The organism is Psychrobacter sp. ANT_WB68, from assembly GCF_008369115.1.
Taxonomy (GTDB): domain Bacteria; phylum Pseudomonadota; class Gammaproteobacteria; order Pseudomonadales; family Moraxellaceae; genus Psychrobacter.
This window is the reverse complement of record NZ_VOAZ01000002.1, coordinates 189,758-210,928: the sequence shown is the minus strand read 5'-3', so window position 1 is coordinate 210,928 and position 21,171 is coordinate 189,758. Positions and strand designations below refer to the sequence as shown.

The 21,171-nt window shown below is 43.6% G+C and carries 11 protein-coding genes; 3 read left to right on the top strand and 8 right to left on the bottom strand.

What is annotated here, in order from left to right; all coding sequences use genetic code 11:
* Positions 1–12 precede the first annotated feature (12 nt).
* The 6 genes from hemE to FQ084_RS06025 all read right to left on the bottom strand — a co-directional run bounded on the left by hemE (position 13) and on the right by FQ084_RS06025 (position 9,163).
* A complete protein-coding gene (hemE, locus tag FQ084_RS06050) occupies positions 13–1,149 on the bottom strand; it encodes a uroporphyrinogen decarboxylase (protein ID WP_149489749.1) in 1,137 nt (378 codons plus the stop codon).
* A gap of 278 nt (positions 1,150–1,427) precedes the next feature.
* A complete protein-coding gene (proB, locus tag FQ084_RS06045; protein ID WP_149489748.1) occupies positions 1,428–2,600 on the bottom strand; it encodes a glutamate 5-kinase in 1,173 nt (390 codons plus the stop codon).
* 95 nt (positions 2,601–2,695) lie between these two features.
* Entirely contained in the window at positions 2,696–3,904 is a 1,209-nt protein-coding gene (gene cgtA, locus FQ084_RS06040; protein ID WP_149489747.1) for an Obg family GTPase CgtA, read from the bottom strand.
* 287 nt (positions 3,905–4,191) lie between these two features.
* Entirely contained in the window at positions 4,192–5,637 is a 1,446-nt protein-coding gene (locus FQ084_RS06035) for a glyceraldehyde-3-phosphate dehydrogenase (protein ID WP_149489746.1), read from the bottom strand.
* A 413-nt stretch (positions 5,638–6,050) separates the two neighbouring features.
* A complete protein-coding gene (locus FQ084_RS06030; RefSeq protein ID WP_149489745.1) occupies positions 6,051–7,448 on the bottom strand; it encodes a lipocalin family protein in 1,398 nt (465 codons plus the stop codon).
* 587 nt (positions 7,449–8,035) lie between these two features.
* On the bottom strand, positions 8,036–9,163 hold the full coding sequence (locus tag FQ084_RS06025) for an NUDIX domain-containing protein (RefSeq protein ID WP_149489744.1): 1,128 nt from the start codon (positions 9,161–9,163) through the stop codon (positions 8,036–8,038).
* A gap of 221 nt (positions 9,164–9,384) precedes the next feature.
* On the opposite strand from FQ084_RS06025, the gene hemP reads away from it, so the two are divergent.
* Positions 9,385–9,549, top strand: a complete 165-nt coding sequence (gene hemP, locus FQ084_RS06020; protein ID WP_149489743.1) for a hemin uptake protein HemP — start codon at positions 9,385–9,387, stop codon at positions 9,547–9,549.
* A gap of 108 nt (positions 9,550–9,657) precedes the next feature.
* Here hemP and FQ084_RS06015 read toward each other — a convergent pair whose 3' ends face one another.
* On the bottom strand, positions 9,658–14,679 hold the full coding sequence (locus tag FQ084_RS06015; protein ID WP_149489742.1) for a translocation/assembly module TamB domain-containing protein: 5,022 nt from the start codon (positions 14,677–14,679) through the stop codon (positions 9,658–9,660).
* Between the two features lie 122 nt (positions 14,680–14,801).
* Positions 14,802–18,374 (bottom strand): autotransporter assembly complex protein TamA, encoded by a 3,573-nt coding sequence (locus tag FQ084_RS06010; protein WP_149489741.1) that lies wholly within the window; start codon positions 18,372–18,374, stop codon positions 14,802–14,804.
* 324 nt (positions 18,375–18,698) lie between these two features.
* Here FQ084_RS06010 and FQ084_RS06005 point away from each other — a divergent pair, with 324 nt between their 5' ends.
* Entirely contained in the window at positions 18,699–20,039 is a 1,341-nt protein-coding gene (locus tag FQ084_RS06005; protein ID WP_149489740.1) for an MFS transporter, read from the top strand.
* Between the two features lie 263 nt (positions 20,040–20,302).
* Positions 20,303–20,941, top strand: a complete 639-nt coding sequence (coq7, locus tag FQ084_RS06000; RefSeq protein ID WP_188032927.1) for a 2-polyprenyl-3-methyl-6-methoxy-1,4-benzoquinone monooxygenase — start codon at positions 20,303–20,305, stop codon at positions 20,939–20,941.
* Positions 20,942–21,171: the final 230 nt, after the last annotated feature.

Genomic DNA, 21,171 nt, shown 5'->3' with positions numbered 1-21,171 from the left:
AAATTAGCAGCGTTAAATCTTATAGTCATGTACCGCATCGATAAACACTTTGGCATTATCAGGGTCGACCCACTGGGTAATACCATGACCTAAGTTTGCTACATAGCCTGTTTTTTCGCCACTCGCATAAGCGCTATCCAGCATGGCATTGACTTCAGCACGGATAGTTGCAGGCGAGCCATATAAAGTTGCGGGATCTAAGTTACCCTGAATCGCTTTGCTACTTTGTAGTTTTTTATGCTGCTTAGTCAATTGACGCTGACTTTCCGTCAAGACTTGACGGGCACGATCAAGAGGCATCGTCCAATCTAGGCCCAAGGCATCAGCTTCACTATCCGCTTGGACATCAAGCCAAATACCGCCACCCTTAGTAAATAGCACCACAGGTATTTCAGGATGACGTACCTTTAACTCAGCGACAATGCGCTTATTATAAGCATGAGAGAAATCGACAAACTGACGATGACCAAGCGCACCGCCCCAGCTATCAAATATCTGTAATATCTGTGCGCCTGCTACAACTTGTGCATCCAAATAATCAATCACTGACGTTGCTAACTTGTCTAATAATTGATGTAAAAATTCAGGATTACTATATAGAAAACCTTTGGTATAGCGATAATCTTTTGAGCTACCGCCTTCAATCATATAAGTCGCTAGCGTCCATGGACTGCCAGAAAAACCAAATAATGGTACTTGACCATTGAGCGCAGTACGAATACTCGTCACCGCACGCATGACATAATCGAGAGAGTCATTTACATCGAGTACCGGCAATCTATCTAAATCTGCTTGCGTACGAATAGGATGTTTAAACTTCGGACCTTCACCCGTTTCAAAATATAGACCCAATCCCATCGCATCAGGAATGGTTAAAATATCACTGAATAAAATAGCAGCGTCCAAATCATAACGACGTAAAGGCTGCAAAGTGACTTCCGTAGCACGGGCGGTATCTTTACATAAGCTCATAAAGTCACCAGCTTCAGCGCGAGTGGCTTTATATTCTGGTAAATAACGACCGGCTTGGCGCATCATCCACACAGGTGTAGTATCTATGGGCTCAAAGCGCAGCGCTCGTAACAATCTATCGTTTTTTAAAGGCGCAAAATTCTGCTCTAGCGCGTTATTATTGTCTGAAGCACTCATGTACAAATCTCCAAAACAGCTCTATATCCAATAAAATGAATAAGAAGCTAGATAAAATAAGTTAAAGAAAAGAATATTAAAACGCTCAGATAGCGACACTCTATTACAAAAATTTAAACACACTGAATGATTGGTTCTTGGTGAATAGCCATCAGATTAGCAATCGTTAGGTTAACCTTCATCAGATAATGTTAAGCACTTTTAGAGCGTCATTTGCTGTTAGCCTTTAATCAATAATATCGTGCTTATATCTAAAATAGGGTAAATACCCTAAACGTCTACATGGTCAGCGCTAAGTTATCACGGTGTACCATGACCACGCGCTCTTCATTGTTACCAAGGATTCTATCAAACTGTTCCGTACGCTCGCGAGCCACACGGCAGGCATCACGCGATGAGAAGTTCACTTGACCGACAGCGATACGCTCGCCCGTATCTTGGTGTACAATTTCAACCACATCGCCTTCATCGAAATCGCCACGTACTTCTACGACGCCGACCGGTAGCAGGCTCTTGTGATGTTCAACCACGGCTTTTGCAGCACCGGCATCGACAATTAAAGAGCCCGACATACGCAAATGCGCCGCCAGCCACTGTTTACGAGCAATGATTTTATCTTGGTCATTCGTCGTCAGTAACGTACCAACTGCTTCACCAGATACCACACGAGTAATGACATCGTCGATAGCACCACTGACGATGACTGTTGGACAACCGCCCATGGCAGCCAAGCGTCCGGCACGGATTTTGGTGAGCATACCACCGCGACCAAGCTTGCCACCATCACCTGCGATATCAAATAAATAATCAGCCATTGCGCGCTCTTGACGGATCATTTTGGCATTAGGATTATTACGCGGATTATCGGTAAAGACCCCTTCTTGATCGGTTAAGATAATGTATAAATCGGCATTGACCATCGCCGCTGCCATCGCACCTAAGGTATCATTATCGCCGAATTTAATCTCATCAATCGTAATGGTATCGTTTTCATTAATCACTGGGAGCACACGCCATTCTAATAATTGTGTTAGCGCGCCAGTGGTATTCAAATAGCGACTACGGTTGGACAAATCATCATGGGTCAGTAGCAACTGCGAGCTTTGAATACCATGCTGAATCAATGCTGACCACCAAGTTTCAATCAAACCCATCTGGCCGATAGACGCACAAGCTTGCAGCGCCGCCAATTTCTTAGGGCGCTCTTCAAGATTCATGCGCACCACGCCTTCAGCAACCGCACCTGAAGATACCAATAATACTTCCATGCCTTGCTTATGCAGCTTGGCAATCTGCTTTGCCCACTCGTAAATGGCAGTTCGATCAAGCCCTCGCCCATTATTGGTTAATAACGATGAGCCAATCTTGACAATAACGCGCTGAATATCAAAGTTCCGTGCTTGCTCAACAAACCTTGCTTCTTCGGTCGTGTTCTCTATGTCAACTGCCATATAAACTCCTGTTGCTAGTGTAAAGTGATTACGGGGATTAAATTAAAAACTGTGCGAACACCAATTTAAAAAACGTAAACTTAAATAAAGCACACTTAAGGAACGTAAACCACTTCAACGCCATCATCATCTAGGTCGTCGTCATCGTCGTTTAAATCCGTACCTTCACGTGCCGCTCTACGAGCCGCACGATACGCTTCACGCTGCGCTTCCGTGTTCAGACGTACTTCTGCTTCTAAGCGCTCAAAACGCGCTTTTTGTGCTTCAGCAAAAATAGGATCTTCGATTTCACGCTCACGCTCACGCTCAATCTCATTCATTAAATGGTATTTAATCGCATCGACGCCTTCGCCCGTCAACGTCGCGGTGCGAAATACAATACCTGTCCAACCAAGCTCTGCCACAATATGCGTACAAAGCTCATTTAACTCTTCTTCAGGCACCTGATCGATTTTATTCAACACCAAAATCTGTGGCAAATTCGCCAATTCAGGTGAAAAACGCTCGAGCTCATTTAAGATAATACGGGCGTTTTCGACTGGGTCGCTGCCATCAATCGGCTTAACGTCGACCAAGTGTAGCAGACGGCGCGTACGAGCGACATGCTTTAAGAAACGAATACCAAGACCGGCACCTTCTGAAGCGCCTTCGATTAAACCTGGAATATCAGCCATGACAAATGAGCGATGACGCCCAATATCGACCACGCCCAGATTAGGAACCAGCGTGGTAAACGGATAATCAGCCACTTTTGGTCTAGCAGCAGAGACTTGGCGGATAAAAGTCGATTTGCCTGCATTAGGTAAACCAATTAAGCCAACATCAGCCACGACCTTTAGCTCAAACTTAAGCACTTTTAGCTCACCTTCAAAACCTGACGTCGCTTTACGCGGCGCTTGGTTGGTCGAGCTTTTAAAATGGGTATTACCCAAACCACCATCACCGCCTTTGGCAATCAGTAAAGTCTGACCAATTTCAATTAAATCACCTAATACTTCGTCGGTTTCGGTATCAACGACCGTCGTACCAATAGGCACTGGTAAAAAAAGATCATCAGAGCCCTTGCCTGAACAGTTCCTACTATGACCATTCTCAGCCCGCATAGCATCGTGACGACGGGTATAACGATAATCAACTAGGGTGTTGGTGTTATCCTCTGCAATGACATAAACATCCCCGCCCTTGCCACCATCACCACCATCAGGACCACCGCGCGGGACATATTTTTCTCGGCGAAAACTGGCGATTCCATTACCACCGTCACCTGCTTTTACCGTTACGACGGCTTCATCAATAAATCGCATCTTACGTTCCTTTATTTACACTCTAGTTTATAAGCTTAATGACAGTCATAGACCGCTTCTTTTGCCTATAGTTATCTTTTAAAAAATGGGAGACTTGCGTCTATCTTGCTCTTAATCATTGCTTTGTTTATGACAATAACACCCGATAACCAATTGGACTATCGGGTGCTGTATATCTTAACTTTAAAAATCACATCTATCTGTCCAAACTAAAAGTGACTATTGAAGCACTCTAGTTTATGAAGAGTACCTCAATATTAAAAACTCATTAATACCACTTAAATGTATTAAGCTGGAATCTGTGCGTAGCTGATGCCTGCCATTTGCGTTGCCAAACGTAATACTTGCGTGCTATAGCCTACTTCGTTGTCATACCAAATATAAACGATAGCATGGTTGTCTGTCAAAATCGTCGCTTGAGCATCGACGATACCCACATGCGTATCACCGACAAAATCCGTCGATACCGCTTCAGTAGAGTCTGTATAAGCAATTTGTGTTTGCCACTGACTGCTATTAGAAACTTTACGCATGAACTCATTTAACGCATCAGCGCTAGCTGGCGCAGTTTTAAGATTCAAGTTTAAAATCGCTAAGCTGACGTTTGGCGTTGGAACACGAATAGCGTTACCGGTTAATTTACCGCTAAGCTCTGGTAGTGCCTTACCAACTGCTTTTGCAGCGCCAGTGCTGGTGATAACCATATTTAATACTGCACTACGACCACGGCGATCGGCTTTATGATAGTTATCAATCAAGTTTTGATCATTGGTAAACGAGTGTATGGTTTCAACATGACCATTCTCAATACCGTATTCGTCATTTAACACTTTTAACGTTGGGGTAATCGCGTTGGTCGTACAGCTCGCCGCACTGACGATAGTGTCATCACCGACCGTGTCATTATTCACACCATATACGACGTTCTTGATATCGCCGCCAGCAGGAGCCGTTAGCAATACTTTTTTCACGCCAGTAGACTGTAAGTGCTTACCAAGACCGGCTTCATCTTTCCAAATGCCCGTGTTATCAATGACCAATGCATCGTCAATACCATAAGCAGTATAATCAATCTCGCTTGGGTCTTTAGCATAAATCACTTGCACAAAGCGGCCATTGATAATCAACCCGTTGTTTTCGTTATCGACAACGACGCCACCAGCGAAGCTACCATGAATCGAATCACGTTCAAGCAATGAGGCACGCTTAGCCAAATCACCCGCTGCTGCAGGACGTACCACAATAGCTTTTAACTGCATACCCTTGGCGCTTGATGCTTGTGACAACAATAGGCGCGTTAAGATACGACCAATACGACCGAAGCCATATAGCACCACATCAGTTGCGCCATTGCTAGTGCCTTTATCAGTACCAATAGACTGTAAAGCCGCTTGTAAATCACTGTCATTCGCAATCAGCTGACCGACATCGATACGAGCCGCTTGAATATCTTTATTCTCTGCAAGCGCCTTAACCATCGCTAAGGTATCAGCGATATCGATAGATTTAGCACCTTGCTCACGTAGCGCCACTTTTTGATGCAATGCCAATATTTGACCCACAGACGTCGTATCTAGAGTATCGCCAAATAGAGTCACTTGCACATCTTGCTCGTTATAAAGCTTATTCAATAGCCCCATCAGCTCAATAGCTTGTTGCTCTTGTTGGTTATAATTGCTCAAGTGGTCTTGATGTAATTGGCGTAAGGTATCAGCGTTGCTCACGAGAAACATCCTTATGGTCAGTAATTAGGTAATCAGTAAAGTAGGAAGAAATATAAATAGATAGGTCATCATTAAGTTAAGTAATGATTCTAAAACGATAACGCTCGACTGTTGCTTCGATGGTTATGGTCACCGTTTTTATCAGCGTAGTCTTTAGATAAGGGAGATTTTAGCCTAAAATGCCTTATTTTGCTAGTGATAACCGAATTTGCCGCTCTGATAAAGAATATTATTGATATATGGCCTACTTATTAAAAATAAAGACAGCATAACTTGCTGTCTTTATTTTTAAGTAGCTAAAACCGAGGCAAAACACTATTAATATAAAATACTTAAGTAGTGATACAGTCAATATTTATCAAGAAGCAACTATCAAAGTAGCGATTAATAAAATCAGCTATCAATAATTGACAATTAGATTTTTATGGAACCAACTTGACCGTTTGATTGGTCTGCGGCGTCAGTTTGAACTCTTTTAAATCATAGCCCTGTTGTTGAGCAATTTGACGGTATTTTGCGTAGGTTTCTTGGCTCACATTTGGTGAGCGCGCCAGTAACCATAAATAGTCTTTGTCTGGTGTGCCGACCAGTGCCGTTTTGTAGTCTGCATCACGTGCTAGTACCCAATAATCCGCGCGACCAACAGGCAACCAACGAATCCAAGAGGGTAAGAAAGTAACTTTTAATTTGCTACCCGTCGTATCAGCTGGTTTGGCTAAGCCTTCAGCTATGATATCTGAACCGTCTTGCGCTTTACACTGGTTAATCACTTTGATGCCTGAACCGTCTGTTTTTTCAACATAATTCGCAGTCACATCACTGGCGCAATTGCGCTGGAAATACATTGGTAAACGACCTATCTCATACCACGTGCCCGCGTACTTTTTAAGATCAACACTATCTACTGTGGTTGGTACACTTGCAGCCTTATGAATGATAGCACTCGGCTTGATGGATAATGTCTCTATGCTGGTTTTATCCGTCGTTGCATTAGCTGTCACATTAGCTTTAGCCGCAGTAGTGGCGGGTGGCGTCGCCGCATAGGCTGAAAACGCCGCCAACGGTATGATAATAGCTAAAGCAATACCTGTGTGCTTGATCAGTCCATTCATAAATATGCGCTCCGGTATCTCTGTTATCCCTGCAAGTGCAGTTTCAGAAGAAAGATGATTGTTAGATTTATTTTTTTTAGTTAGGCTATTCACAGTATTAGTCTGCGCTTCTAAGATATCATTTTCAATAGACTGAAGCTTTGATGGTTGCGTATTTATGTTCACACTTTTATTGATGCTTATATCAGTCGTCTTTTTCACCTTCTGATAGCTATGCGCTCTTTTATACCCGTGATTTATTTGAGGAATTTGTAAGCTTCGAGGGCTTTTATCACTTTTGTTATGGTTGTTATTTGTGCGATTACTCGTAATAGCATGACTTTTCATATCGCTAGTATCCGAGCTACGGGCTTTACGGTTGCTGTTCTTACTCATTGCAGACTCTGTTGTCTCAGTAAGGCCTTCTTCAATGCTTCTGTAGCCAAAATAGCTGTCATGTACCGATGTATCTGCCGCCAAATGATTGGAGTATATGTCGTTATAACTCTCATAATGATAGCTAGCGTCATTACTAGCATTATGATTATGAGCCTTTGAAGGTGTATCTGTATTTAGATAACCTTTAGTTAAATAGTCTTTCTTAAGATAGCTCTTTTTAAGATGGTGATTTTCAAAATAGTGCTGACTTGACTGGCTAGTTTGTGGCGATTGAGAACCAGCTGCCTGAGAATCAGACCATGCTGACTTAGGTAACTTATTGGTTTTCATAGGAGTACCATTCGTTAATAGGGTTAGTTAAAAATTCTTTACTGATCACATTACTTATTAAATAAGCATGAGATAGTTGTCAATGATCACTTTAAACACAAAAGAAGCATGACTGAAAATCAAGGACAGTCATCACTAATATGCCTTATAACTGTTAAGCAGCGCTGAATAAGTAAATATCGATAGATAAGTTGTTTTGATAATTGTTCTTTTGATAAATAACTTATAGATAAACAATTTCTAAATAAGTGCTCTCTAAGCTAGATAAGTATTCTCTAAGAAAGTCACTCAGCGCCCTTTGATAATTTGATGGTTCATAGTAATGGCAAAGGCTCGTTGAGAACAGTGTCGCAATGTAGGGAAACGCAACGGTTTGTAAGTAATTCTACGTTTGCATCATAGAACAAACACATAGTTACCGACTGTTAAAACAGTTTTAAAAACAGATGCTTACAATAATGTGGTCTTTACCTTTAAACTGCCTTATATCTTGTTTGAAGCGCTTATTTAATAACGACTTAAACCCCTTTATATTTTAATAACGACTCTAAGAAAGCCGTTATAATGACGTAAAATTACCTTGAATTTTACTGCAAAAAATGTCGAATGCCAGCGACAGCAACGCCGCCATACTGTTCCGCTTGTGCACTCATCATGGGTGATAAGCCGCCTAAACCTATCACTGGCATATCTGCTAACGCTGCCAATTCTTCCCATGCCTGCCAACCTAGCGGCGCGGTCTCAGGATGAGTTTGAGTGGCTAAAACAGGCGATAATAAGATACCGATAACGGGCGGTAATTGCTGTTGCAGACGCGCGTGCGCCAACTTATTAGCCGCATAAATACTATCAGTATCATGACAACTCACTATCAATGCATAGCTTGATGACTGACTTGAAGTAATGCTGCAGTGAGATACATCATTACTCTGATGACTACTTGACCACTGCATAAGCTGCGTTTGTGTTAAATGCTTTGCTACGATCTGGGGATTTATAGCTATTTCGCTCACGCTCGCCTCATTGTTATTGAACGCAGCGGGCAAAATCGCATGGATATCTGGACGTAAGCGCAGCAACTGCTCTACACTACTTCCTAAATCTACTGCTTTCAATCGGACATAAACCCAAGCGTCTTGCGTCAAATGCGTCGCGTGATACTGCAGCCATGCTGCGGGATTAGCTACGTCGCCAAAGTGTGCCAATGGATAGGTTATCGCTATCTGTGTCGGTAATCGCAACCATTCAAGAATCGTCTTATTGGCGGCGGGCAAGTGGTACTCTCCTGCCAACAATCTCGATTTATCCACCCACGTTAGCGCCTGCCCCTCTAACCCCTGTTTACGATATTTATGCGTTTCATACTGTTGCGCGCTCAACGCCACTTTATACACCTGTAAGCATACTTGCTTATCATCATAGTCATGATGTAGTCGCCCAAGCTTCACATTCGTGTTATCAGCAATATCAATGCCCGTTTCTTCTGCGACCTCACGTATAAGTGCCTGCTTCGCCGTTTCGTGACCCTCTATCTTGCCGCCTACAAACTCATAACGATTGCCCTGATGCTGTAAGATATCTCTAAAACCCAGCAAATACTGATTCTGATAATGAATGACCGCTACCGCCACATTGACATAAGTTATTGCCTTAGTTTTGCTTGGCTTATTTATATCTGATGGATGCTTTACTGAGGTTGTTGTTTGAATTGCCATCTTACTGCCCTTTATCAATATATTTATCGCCACACGATTGTTTTGGTTTAGAACCTTTATAGCCTTTGTAAATGAAGCTTTATATAAGTTTACATAATAACTGTCATTTATTTTATCAAATAGCTTGCAAAAACTACTAATACAAATGATAATCATTATCGTTAATAACTTGTCTTATATGACTATTTTGGGTTCAACTATTTTATCAAAAGGAATTTACTATGAGCACGGTCATCTCTCGTTACTTAAATTACCGCGAAAACCGCTTGCCTACTTTACAGTCAGAGCATTTATTTGCGCTGACTAAAGAGGTGCGTATCGAGCATGAAGGCGAAGAATATCGCTTACGCTTAACTCGAAACAACCGCTTAATTTTAACCAAATGAACAAGCTGTCAGCCTCATAAAAAAACGCCTTCTGATAAAGGCGTTTTTTTATAGTATTGAATTAACTCAATCATCTACTGACAAAATGGCAGCCATACGATTGGAGCACTAGAATTGCCAACTATAGACCACATCCACTGCATTTTCAGCCGCTGAGGTTGCTTCTACATAGATACGCCGCGTCAGCTGATAACGAATAGACAGGCTGTTTTGGGCATTAAACACGCCCACTCCGTAGCGAATATATAGGTCAGGAGTAACGTAACCTGTGACGTTGACATTGGTGTCCTCGCTACTTCCTGAAGCATCAACCGTCAGGCTTTGTAAGCCAAACGCTTGACCTATTTGGTTGGTCAGGGTACGTGTACCACTGAGGCCAAAGCTCAAACCTGCCGCCGCAAGGTTATTGGTGACCTGCGATTTAAAGCCTTGCTCACTGATTTGCGTGGCGCTCTTATTATTAATACGACCCGTTATCAAGGCGTTCATCGCTTGCTGCTGGGTGAGACCAGCATTATTAAAGACGATAATGTTTGGATTTTCTGTATTGCCCTTGACGCGCACGCCAACCGTTTTACCGCTAATGGTTTTAACCGCTTCAATGCTAAGATTTGGCTTCATCACATCACCATCAAAACGCACTTGACCATAATTGAGCTCTAGACTCTGACCAAAGGCGTTAATATTGGTACGACGCGAAACCTGCACGACACCTTTGGCACGCATGATACCAGTGCCATTTTGTGTGACATTAATTGCGCCTGCTAAAGGAATCACAGCGCCAAAACCGCGGAAATTAATATCGTCGCCTAAATCGATACCGATGTCGGCATTGATTGACCAAGGTTTTGAGATGGCTAAAACTTCATCAATATTACCAATCAAACGGCGATCAAGAACAACAGCGTCTTCGGTTTGGGTAATAATATCCTCACTGGCTTCTGGTGGGCGAATCGTCGCTGACGGCACACTAACGGCGCCAGTAATATTGACATAACGGTCACCCGGACGCACGATGATATCAATATCAGGATTGACCTCAGCGACCAACAATGGCGGCTGGGTTAATACCAGACGCTCGCCAATGATGCTCAATTTGGCCTGTAACTTTTGTTGCCAGTTAACCGTGCCCGTTAGCGTACCAGCGCCTGTACCACTATTAAACTTACCGTCAATAGTCGCTTGCGTACCACGAATTTTGGCATCGACATTCACCCTCCGTAAATTCACTGGCAAATCAAGCATCGCGATGCGACCCTTAGTCAATTTCACATCACCATAGAACTGCGGCTTATCTAAAGTACCGCCTAAACCACCTGCCATAGTGATATTACCTTCTAGCACCCGCATACCAGGGAAAAATGGCTTAAATATCGCCAAATTAAGCTCGTTGAGTACCAGCGCCCCGGAGATTGGTTTTGGTGTTTTATAAGGGTCAACGATGACTTCGGCATAACCACGCGCACCTTGACCGGTATTAATATCGCTGCGTATCTTTAGACCATCCGCGACTGAGACGGCAATCAATGACACACGCTTATAAGGCAAGGTTACCGGTTCGCTATCACCATCTTGAATCAAGCTGATTTTGCCGTTGTCAGAATACAGCGTGGTATTAATCGTCGGCGGACGACCACGTTGCCAACCGACGATCGCTTTACCATTAATTTTCGCTTGCCAATCGATATCTTTGGGTAAAAACACTGAGAATAGCGACGTATCCAGATTTTGTACGGCCAAATTGACCTGACCACTGGTTGGTGAGGCAATTAAGTTTTCACGTAAACACAGCTTGCCCGTTTGATCAGTCGCTTGCCAACAGTGGGCTGCGAGCTGCACTTTTAAGTCCGTTGAGTTTTTGCCTTGTTTTTGGGGTAGGTTCACAATGAGCTGGGCAGGTTGTAGTTGATTTAACGTCGCATATTTCGATTTGACTCGACCTTTACCAATCACCCCTGACCAGCTGAGTTTATCGCGATTAAAGCCACCTTTGAGCCTAGCTGAGATATCAAGCTCGTCATTTGCCACATCAAGATTGACCACATGCGCCTGCTCAGTACCATTAAAGGTCGCATTGACCTTTTTAAAGCTTTGTCCTGCAACGTCTAATCCTTCAGCGCTGACAATAAGCTGACTTGGACTATTGGCCAAATTGACCAACTTGCCACGTATACGACCTTGACGCAAAATAAAGCCTGGCAGCGCAAGGCGTTCACCAACCAAGTCAATATAAATAGTTGGCAGCGCTTGTCCTGCTGGCTGCGATAACGTTGCACCACCCGTCACTTTACCAGCAAGCTTGTCTGAGAGCTGGTCGAGACTGGTGATATTAATTTTAGCCTGTAGCTGCTTAGCGTTACCATTGGCAGTGAGGTAATTGTCGCCCCAACGTAGCACCAAATTATTGGCATTTAAGCTATCGATTAAGGCATTGACTTGCTTATATTGTGCCTGTGCATCTTGTGCCTGCAAGCGCCTAAAATAACTGGCTAAGTCTTTTGGTAAGCGCATTTTTGCCGCCAAACTCCCTTTGGCGCTCAATGCTTGCCCTTTTAACATGCCACTTAAATTAACTTGTTTGATATTAATAATTTGCTGATTGTCGCTCCAGCGCCCATCGGTATCAATAGTGCCAGTAATCGTACTGGGAATGTCTTTAAAGAAATAGCCCAAGTTAAAGCGATTCATCACCGCATTAATATCCCAAGCGATACCTTTGCGCACATCAACGGTACCGTTGGCATCGATACTGCCTGCCGCACCCACATGGCGGAAACGTTTAATACGAATAAGCTGAGCGTCACCACTGGCATCAATGGTGAGTTTACCGGCTGGCAATTGCTCAGCGTCTAAGATGCCATCAAAATTTACCGCAAAGTTTTTAAGTTTACCTTTGGCGTTATTGGCATTGGCGTTATTTTTTGCCGCGGTTTGCCACACACCGCTGGTTTTCAAATCACCAGTGATAATGGCAGCATTATTCGGTAAAAAGTACCCAACGTTAAATTTATCGAAACGGCCATCTATCGTCCAGCCGATATTCTGACGCAAGTCAATGACGCCTTTAGCCTTTACAGCACCAGCTTCACCGTTGTAATTTAGTTTACGAATGCTAACCAGCTTTGGCGTACCAGCGGCATCAATCGATAAGCTACCTTTTGGCACATCAGCGGTATCAATGTGACCATCAAAACGGGCGTCAAAGACGGATAGCTCACCGCCGATAATATCGACACTGGCATCACCGCCACCCGTGATACCAATAGCGCGGCTATCTTGGCTGGCATCGAGGTTTACTTGCAGATCGGTATTGTCAAAACTGATGATATGACGCTGACCTTTGACGCGGTTTTTACTAATATTAAGCATACGTCCGCGCGCATTGATACGCCCACTTAGACGCTCAAGTGGTAAATCACTACGATATTGCTTGGGTAATAAACCTGTGGTACGCGCATCAATCTGCCACGTCAACGGGCGTTTTTTGCTTGCCAATTGAATCTGCCCTGTGCCAGATAAGTCGCCCACTATTCCTTTATAATTAAGGCGGTTGATATCGATGACATCGCCCGCTTTACGGACACGGACATCGTAATTGCCTTTAGGGGCAGCATTTAGCTCATTAATCACCGCATTACCATCGACTGATAAGTTTGAGCCGCGAATAATGACATCTGCTTGCCCGCTTGGGCTGTCAATATTACCGATATTAGGCACATTACGACGCACAAGATTCTGCCATTTAGCATCAATATACCAAGGCGTCACTTGTTTAGATTTGGCTGATGTTCTGCCACGGGCTAAGGTTTTGCCCTGAACAATTTTGGCATTGACGTGTTCGCCATCACGCTGACGCAAATCGGCAGCCATCTCTAGGTTGCCAGCTTTGTTTTTATGCTGATAATGTACTGACAGTCGACCGTTAAGCTTTTGCGGCGCGTAAGCTTTAAAGTCAGCATAATCATCAGGAATTGCGCGACGTATATCAAAGTTACTACCAGTCGCGCGCACTTTTGCATCAAAGCTGCCCTTCCAGTCTAAAATACCTTGTAGTACTAAGTTGCCCGCTGGCACCTGAGCATCTAAGCGATCAACGCGCAGTTGGCTATTTGCGATGATGCCGCGACCTTGATAATGCCCGGATGGAATGTCTTTGGCGGTCAGTTCGGTATTGACGCGTAGGCGTATCTCAGAGATAACCCCTGATGCCGTCGCCATGCCACTTTTGAGATGGATATTTTGACTCTCTGCATAAGGAATAAGAATATCATCCCACTCAAGCTTCGCTTGAAATGGCGAATCCTTGTCCAAGCCCTGCACCACAAAATCACCGCTGACATCGCTGTCATTATAGCGGCTACGCACTTTACCAACGGTGCGTTTTAACGTGCCCGTTGCAGTGATATTTAATGGGGCAATATAGGCCTTTTCTAACGCGCTGACTTCGGCAATAGCGCTCAAATCTAAAGGATAATCGCCTTGTAAATCTGCATATCCTTTTAAAGCACTGACTTTAACAATATCAGCATACTGTAATTTACCACGACCGACCGTCACCACACTACCGACCCACGTCAAGTCACGCGCTTCAATATTATGTACGACAATAGGATCTTTAGTCACTTGCTTATAAATAACGGTTTTTACTTTTGCTTGATCAAAACGTAGATTGACCGGCAAACTGAGGGTTTTATAATCGAACGCCTCGCCCGTTGGCGGCTTGTTATTGATAATCTCAATGGTTTGGATATCGGCATCACGCAGATGAACTTCTTTAGCAAATACCGCGCGCCAGCCTATTTTGACATAGGCTTTATCGACTAATATTTCAAGGTCTTCATTTGCCTTGATGTCAATATCAGTCACCCAAATACCATCGCGCAGATTGCCACGACCATATTTAAATTCAATACCCGTCTCGGCGCTGATTTTTTCTAAAATGAACTTGGTACCTGCTTCGGTACCCGCCGCATATAGAAATATAGCAAACATAATCGCCAGCACGATAAGAATGAGCACTGTCAATTTAAGTAAAAAAGACAATGGATACCAACGTCTTACGGCGCGGGCATCACGTTGTGCTGGATCTTCATCAGAGGGCTTATTTGGCGGGGTATTTTTGGTCAACATGACACTCAACTACGTTAAAGAAGGATTACCAGCAAGGGCTAGAATAAAAAAACAGGACTATACTGCTGCGTATATTAAGCATTGATTTTAGAGTATAACAGCAGTTTATAAATAGAAGCCGCCTATAAAGGCGAGCCGATAAACAGATGTAATCTAACCGGAATACTCTCTTCTGTCACACCAGCTGCCACATCTACACGCACCACGCCGACCGGCGACGCCCAGCGGATACCCACACCAACGCCAACTTTGGTGTCTGTCTCAAAGTCTTTGTCATAAGCATTACCAACGTCAGTGAAAAATGCCCCGCGAAAACCCGGTCTAAACTCATAGTTATATTCAGCACTACCGACGGCTAGGATTTGGCCACCCGTCAGATAACCTTTATCAAGCGGTGACAAACTTTCGTAATCATAACCACGGATACTTTGGTCGCCGCCAGCAAAAAAGCGCAGTTTATAAGGCACTTCATAAAAATCATCTGCCCAAATATAACCCGTATTTAAGCTACCTAGTACTTGGTGTTTATCGTCAGTACCAAAGCTATAAATACCACTCACACCCGCGCGCACTATCGCCAAATCCGTATCACTGAACGCGCTTTCTGAACCTGCTTCAAGCGAGTAATACTGGCGGATACCACGAGTAGGATTGGCGGCACTATCGACATCTGTCTTGCTCATGCCATAACCAAACAACAAGGCTTGCTGTTTGGGTTTAGAGGAAGTAAAGCGTACTGGAAGATTAGCTAGCTCTTCCTCATCAAGGCCCGTCTCCAGCTCATCTAAACGGTAGCGAACAGAGTAGCTGCGATCCCAACCACTTTCACGGCGGATATTACGCGCCAAAGCCGCTTTTAAGGTTCTGGTAGACAAGTCAAAATTCCCTTCGCCTTGGTCGATGACTTCTTCTTCATAAGTCAAACGTGCATCCAACTTATCATTTAACGGATGCTTCCACGGGCGGCTGGCATAAACAGCAACATTTTTTGTGATTCGTGAGACTTCAGTCTCAGCCCCTGCTTGATAGCCTTTACGATTGAGCAGATTATAATCTATCTTAGCGGTTGCACGCACACCCGTGTCTGTACCATAACCGAGACCAACTTGGGCATCACGTGGTTTGTTTGCTGACACAAAGACATACAGCGGTACTTTTTTGTTTTCTAGTACTTCTTGCGGTGTTTTACGTCCGGCAAGTGTCGGCGGTACAAAGTTCTCATCAGCAAGGATACTTTTCTCATCAGGGAATATCTTTTGCGCAATATTAGTAATAGAGTCACTGATTTTACCTAAAATACTATTAGTTTCCTGGTCTTTTTCGTCCAATACACGATCGCTTGGCAAACGGCTTAAACGTTCGGCTTTTTGTTTAATGGCTTGCAGTTTATCGAGTGTTTCTTCGTCTGCTTCAAACTCAATAGCGGCAATGTCGGCTGGATTAACTGTCTCACCACTCTTAGCGTAGCGCTCACTCTCACTCTGGTTGCTGACATCACCACTTTGCTCAGTATTACTGACATAAGAAACATTATCAATACCGTCAATGCCATTGTCAGCACTATTGTCATTAGGTGAATTATCAAACGCTAAGGTACTGCCTTCACTGCGTTCGTCTGGCGGCAAAATCGACTCGACGTTGACGGTATTAAAGTAACGGGTCGCCGATAAATCATTACTAAACTTAGTCACTGCTGGACGATAGAAAGGGTCGCCCGCTTTAAAACCCAGCAGCTGATGTAGTAAGGACAATTCGACAGGCAGTTTTTCAGGATCTTTTGTCAGCGTACCCGACTCTTGATCATAAGTAAAAAACACCACCTCATCAAATTGATAGCGCTCACCCGTATTATAAACCAGTGACACATCAGCAGTATTATCCGGCAAAATAATATCGACCGATTTGTTTAGCCAATACTGGTCAAAGTAACCATAGGTATTACTGAGCGATTCAAGCGCCGCTTTACTGTCTTTATAAACGCGGTGATTAAAGATATCGCCTTCTTGTGGCGGCAAGTCTTTCTCAAGTGCTACAAATTCTGCTTGCTCACTGCCTTCACCTCGAATATCAACAATACGGCTATCAACGCGTACTGGCTCGCCCAACTTCTCAATGATGACATCGATAGCATCGCTATTGGTTTGGCGTAAACGTAACGTCACCTCATAGTAACCAACGGCTTTTGCCGCATCCAATGCGGTTTGGCGCAGACGCGGTAGCGCAGCGGTAAAATCCACCACCGACTGAACCGTGGTTTCATCAAGCGCAGCTTTGATATTCTTAAAAGGTTGAACATCATCATCCGCTTTGGTTAGTTTCGGTTTGGTGTTACTACTTACGCTATCTGCCGCCGCTGGTTGTAAATAAACAGTCGTTTCAACGTGTGGTAAGGCTATCGCGCCATCATTAAAAAAGCGATTATAAAGACGCTTAACGATATTACCTTTCTTATTGCGCGCCATAGTTTTGGGTTTTGCTGCTTGTTCGATACTTTCTTTTACCGCATTAATATCGTTTTCGTAGTTCGGTAAATAATCATCAGGGTTAATGCTACCTGACTGGGCGTTTTCCATATTAATAGCATCACCGTCATTCTCTAAAACGCCATTGGCTAGGATATCGCTATCCACTTCCGCACTAGTATTGCCACTACTGACAGAATCACTGACGTTAATAGGACGCGACATAACGTCGTCAGTCTCTGCCTGTTTAGCAGCCGTCTCATTCTTACCTAAGGTCTCAAGATTGCTTGGTGCTGGCAAGCTGGTCGCATCCAAGTCCACGTCTAGCCCAATCGGTGGGGTTGTATCATTTAGCGTCGCCACTGGGGCATCGAATGCATCCAATGTATAAAAGTCGCTATCATTTTGACGAATGCCATTGATATTATTAACGTCATGGCTCTGATTAATGCTGTCAATATCTTCTGCGTTTTGCCTATCCATCGCCGCCAGCTCACGATCGATTTCTTCAGGCGTCATCATCTGATAGCCCTGCTGCTGTACGGCACTCACTTGCTGCTCTAAGTTTTCATTGGTATCAAATGCTTGATTGCTGCCTAGATTATCCATGCCATTACCAAGAGTATTAGCGAAGTCACTAATACTATCGACATCATTATTTAATAACTGGGAATCATCCGCGTTGTTTACTGGCGTGCTAGGAGTTTTCTTAGATGCTTTGTTAGCGTCTGTCTCTGTTTTTTTTGCATTAGGCTTCTTGATACCTAAGTTTTGCTCGCTATAATCGTCCAATACCGATTGATCGATAATGCCTTGTTCAACCGCTTTCTTTAAACGCAAAGCATCCAAAGCGATATCAAGCTGACTGTCTTCATACGCATCATTAGAAAGCGCTCGTTTAGACGAGGATTTAGAGGGAGGTTGTGGCGTTAATGGCTGGGCAATTGCACCCTCATTTTCGACAATTTGGCTACTGCTCTGGTTATTGGCAGTAGTATTGTTTAAATCGGTAGCGGCAAAAGCGGCAGGAGCCATACCGATACTTACCCCAAAACCAACAAAGCTTGTGGTCAACGCACTAAAAATCGCCGTGCGTGTAAAATAAACGCCAGCCTTATCGCTACGATTAACATGATTGGAATGAGTAAGCTTGACTGAGTGCTGTGACATGTCTGACGTATCACGCGGCATAACCGATGAGTTGTGCGCTAGAGTTGAAGGCTGATGTTTCATATTTATTTCCTATCACCTCACGCGGCACAAGGTTACGGTCGATAGCAATCGCCCCGTTTTACCGGTGAATAAACGTAAAGCCGTTAACTAAGATTGTTGGTTTGATCGGCTAAAATTTACAAATCATAACTTAGTTAATTATCAAATCATAGCATCGAGCGCATGTATTTTTACCAAACCCTTGCTATTATACGGCCTAATATTGATAAAACCTATGCTATATTTTGATAAGTTTTTGATACTGTTGATAATTGTTTATATATCAATCACTGCATTTTACATTCTCCTCACTATATTAGCCGCGACCCAGCTGTAGGAATTTTCATGGCCAATCAGTTTCAATTATTTAAGCGCCGCCGTTTTAGCGCCATGTTTTTTACCCAGTTTTTGGGCGCGTTTAATGACAATATCTTTAAGCAAGCGCTGATACTGGTGCTGACCTATACCGCTGCCAGTCAGTTAGGCATGGAAGTCAGTATTTTAAATAACTTGGCAGCGATGTTATTTATCTTACCGTATTTTTTATTTTCAGCATTGGCAGGACAAATCGCCGATAAGTTTGAAAAATCAAAACTGACGCGATTGATCAAATTGCTTGAAATAGCCATTATGATAATTGCCGCAGTAGGCTTTGTCTTTGAATGGTATGCGCTATTATTTGTGGCGCTGTTTTTGATGGGGACCCAATCGACGTTTTTTGGTCCGATTAAGTATGCCTATTTACCGCAAGCGATGAAAGGAGATGAGCTGGTCGGTGCCAATGGTTTGTTTCAAATGGGTACCTCGCTTGCCATCCTGCTCGGTATGATTATCGCTGGGGTATTGACCCAGATAACGCAGCCGCTATTTTGGATTAGTGTTACTGTGTTGTTTGTAGCTGCGATAGGTTATTTTGCCGCCCGTTTTATTCCAACCATGCCAGCGATGCAGCCTGACCTTAAAATTAATTGGAATATCATTACCACCAGCATGGCGACGGTGCGCTATTTATATTCGCTGCCTTTTTTATTCTTTGTCATTCTTGGTAATAGCTGGTTTTGGTTTTATGGTGCCACATTTTTGACCCAAACGCCTGAATTTAGCAAAGTCATTTTGCATGGCGATGAGTCAGTGGTTATCTTCCTATTGACGCTGTTTTCAGTTGGTGTGTCGATTGGTTCTCTGCTTTGTAAATCCTTGACCAAAAACCAAGTCAGTCTGCGCTTATTGCCGTTTGGTATCGCCGGTCTCAGCATCTTTGCAATTGATTTATATTTTTCTTTGTCAGGATTAAATATTAATGTGAATACCGAAGCGTTAATCGGTATTAGTGATTTATGGGGTATGAGTGGTAGCTGGCGCGTGTTTGCCGACTTGTTTCTTCTAGGCTTTAGCGGCGGTTTATATATCGTGCCTTTATATGCTTCTATGCAAGCCTATGCGCCCAAAAGCCATCGTGCGCGCATTGTTGGTGCCAACAATATCTTTAATGCTATTTTTATGGTCGGCTCGGCGATTTTTTCGATTGTTGTCTTAAATGCTTTAGGTCTAACATTACCGCAATTGTTCTTAGTAACCGGCATCCTCAACCTTATCTTCGGGGTGTTTTTATACTTCAAGCTCAATAAACATATCAAACGAGCGGTCATCCAAACTCATGATGACGAACGTAATCGACAAGATTAAAAACGTTGGCAATGTGAACCAGCCATACTATGGTGAGCTGTCTTTATGAGCGAATCACCAAGCCGTTAATTTTGCTGCCGACATTCTATATTGTTTGTTATAGTTGTTTGCTATAGTAAGGCTCATAAGCAAATCTAGCCGCTTATAGGCTGTGTTTGCTACGCACATAAACATGATGTTTTAAGAGAATTTCAAATAGCTCAAACCCGTTAATCATAAATTGTATTTATAATAAACACAGCCATCAGGAGTGAACCATGGCCCTGCGTCCCTTATCGAAAATTGACCAATTATTACTTGGGGTGGACAAGGCATTGCGAGCGGTCGTACCGCATTCAAATCCTAGCACTCGCCCGCTGCCCGTGAGTAGCGACGAGATTCCTGAGCTGAGTATAACCGAGGCGCGGCATGTCGCAGGCTTGATGCGTATTAACCATACCGGCGAAGTATGCGCGCAAGGGCTGTATCACGGGCAAGCGTTTGCGGCAAAAGACGATCACGTCAAACAAGCCATGCAACAGTCCGCTGAAGAAGAGGTCGATCATCTGGTGTGGTGCGAGGTACGTTTGGATGAGCTGGGCAGCCATCCTAGTATTTTTACGCCATTATGGTATGGCATGTCGTTCGGACTTGGCGCGGTAGCCGGTGCTATTTCTAACGAGTTTAGCTTGGGCTTCGTTGCAGAAACTGAAGCGCAAGTCAGTGAGCATTTGCAAGACCATATTGGGCAATTACCGGCACAAGATCAGCGCTCAAGAGAAATACTGGCACAAATGGATATTGAAGAACTACACCATCGCGAGCTGGCACTGGCCAATGGCGGTGCTGCATTGTCACCACCGGTACGTCATGCCATGCGTTGGATGGCCAATCGGATGAAAGCCACTGCTTATCATCTATAATACGCATTATACATTAGGGTGAGTCTTTGTTATAGCGGCTACTGATAGCATCTCAATACTTACTTTTAACAATCCTACTACTGTTAGCACTCAGAATAATTTGTTAGGGTATTAAAAATTTGTACGATTTTGCGCAATGACAAGACATAACGACCAACCAATGGCTTAATAAATAACGATTCAGTAAACGAAATGATTATTAAACGATAATTATTAAATAAGGTAACTAT

What these genes read in the sequence shown, in the direction of transcription:
- FQ084_RS06010 (WP_149489741.1), bottom strand. Translation starts at nt 18,374, where the DNA reads ATGAAACATCAGCCTTCAACTCTAGCGCACAACTCATCGGTTATGCCG.
- proB (WP_149489748.1), bottom strand. Translation starts at nt 2,600, where the DNA reads ATGGCAGTTGACATAGAGAACACGACCGAAGAAGCAAGGTTTGTTGAG.
- FQ084_RS06030 (WP_149489745.1), bottom strand. Translation starts at nt 7,448, where the DNA reads ATGAAAACCAATAAGTTACCTAAGTCAGCATGGTCTGATTCTCAGGCA.
- hemE (WP_149489749.1), bottom strand. Translation starts at nt 1,149, where the DNA reads ATGAGTGCTTCAGACAATAATAACGCGCTAGAGCAGAATTTTGCGCCT.
- FQ084_RS06005 (WP_149489740.1), top strand. Translation starts at nt 18,699, where the DNA reads ATGGCCAATCAGTTTCAATTATTTAAGCGCCGCCGTTTTAGCGCCATG.
- FQ084_RS06035 (WP_149489746.1), bottom strand. Translation starts at nt 5,637, where the DNA reads ATGTTTCTCGTGAGCAACGCTGATACCTTACGCCAATTACATCAAGAC.
- FQ084_RS06015 (WP_149489742.1), bottom strand. Translation starts at nt 14,679, where the DNA reads ATGTTGACCAAAAATACCCCGCCAAATAAGCCCTCTGATGAAGATCCA.
- hemP (WP_149489743.1), top strand. Translation starts at nt 9,385, where the DNA reads ATGAGCACGGTCATCTCTCGTTACTTAAATTACCGCGAAAACCGCTTG.
- FQ084_RS06025 (WP_149489744.1), bottom strand. Translation starts at nt 9,163, where the DNA reads ATGGCAATTCAAACAACAACCTCAGTAAAGCATCCATCAGATATAAAT.
- cgtA (WP_149489747.1), bottom strand. Translation starts at nt 3,904, where the DNA reads ATGCGATTTATTGATGAAGCCGTCGTAACGGTAAAAGCAGGTGACGGT.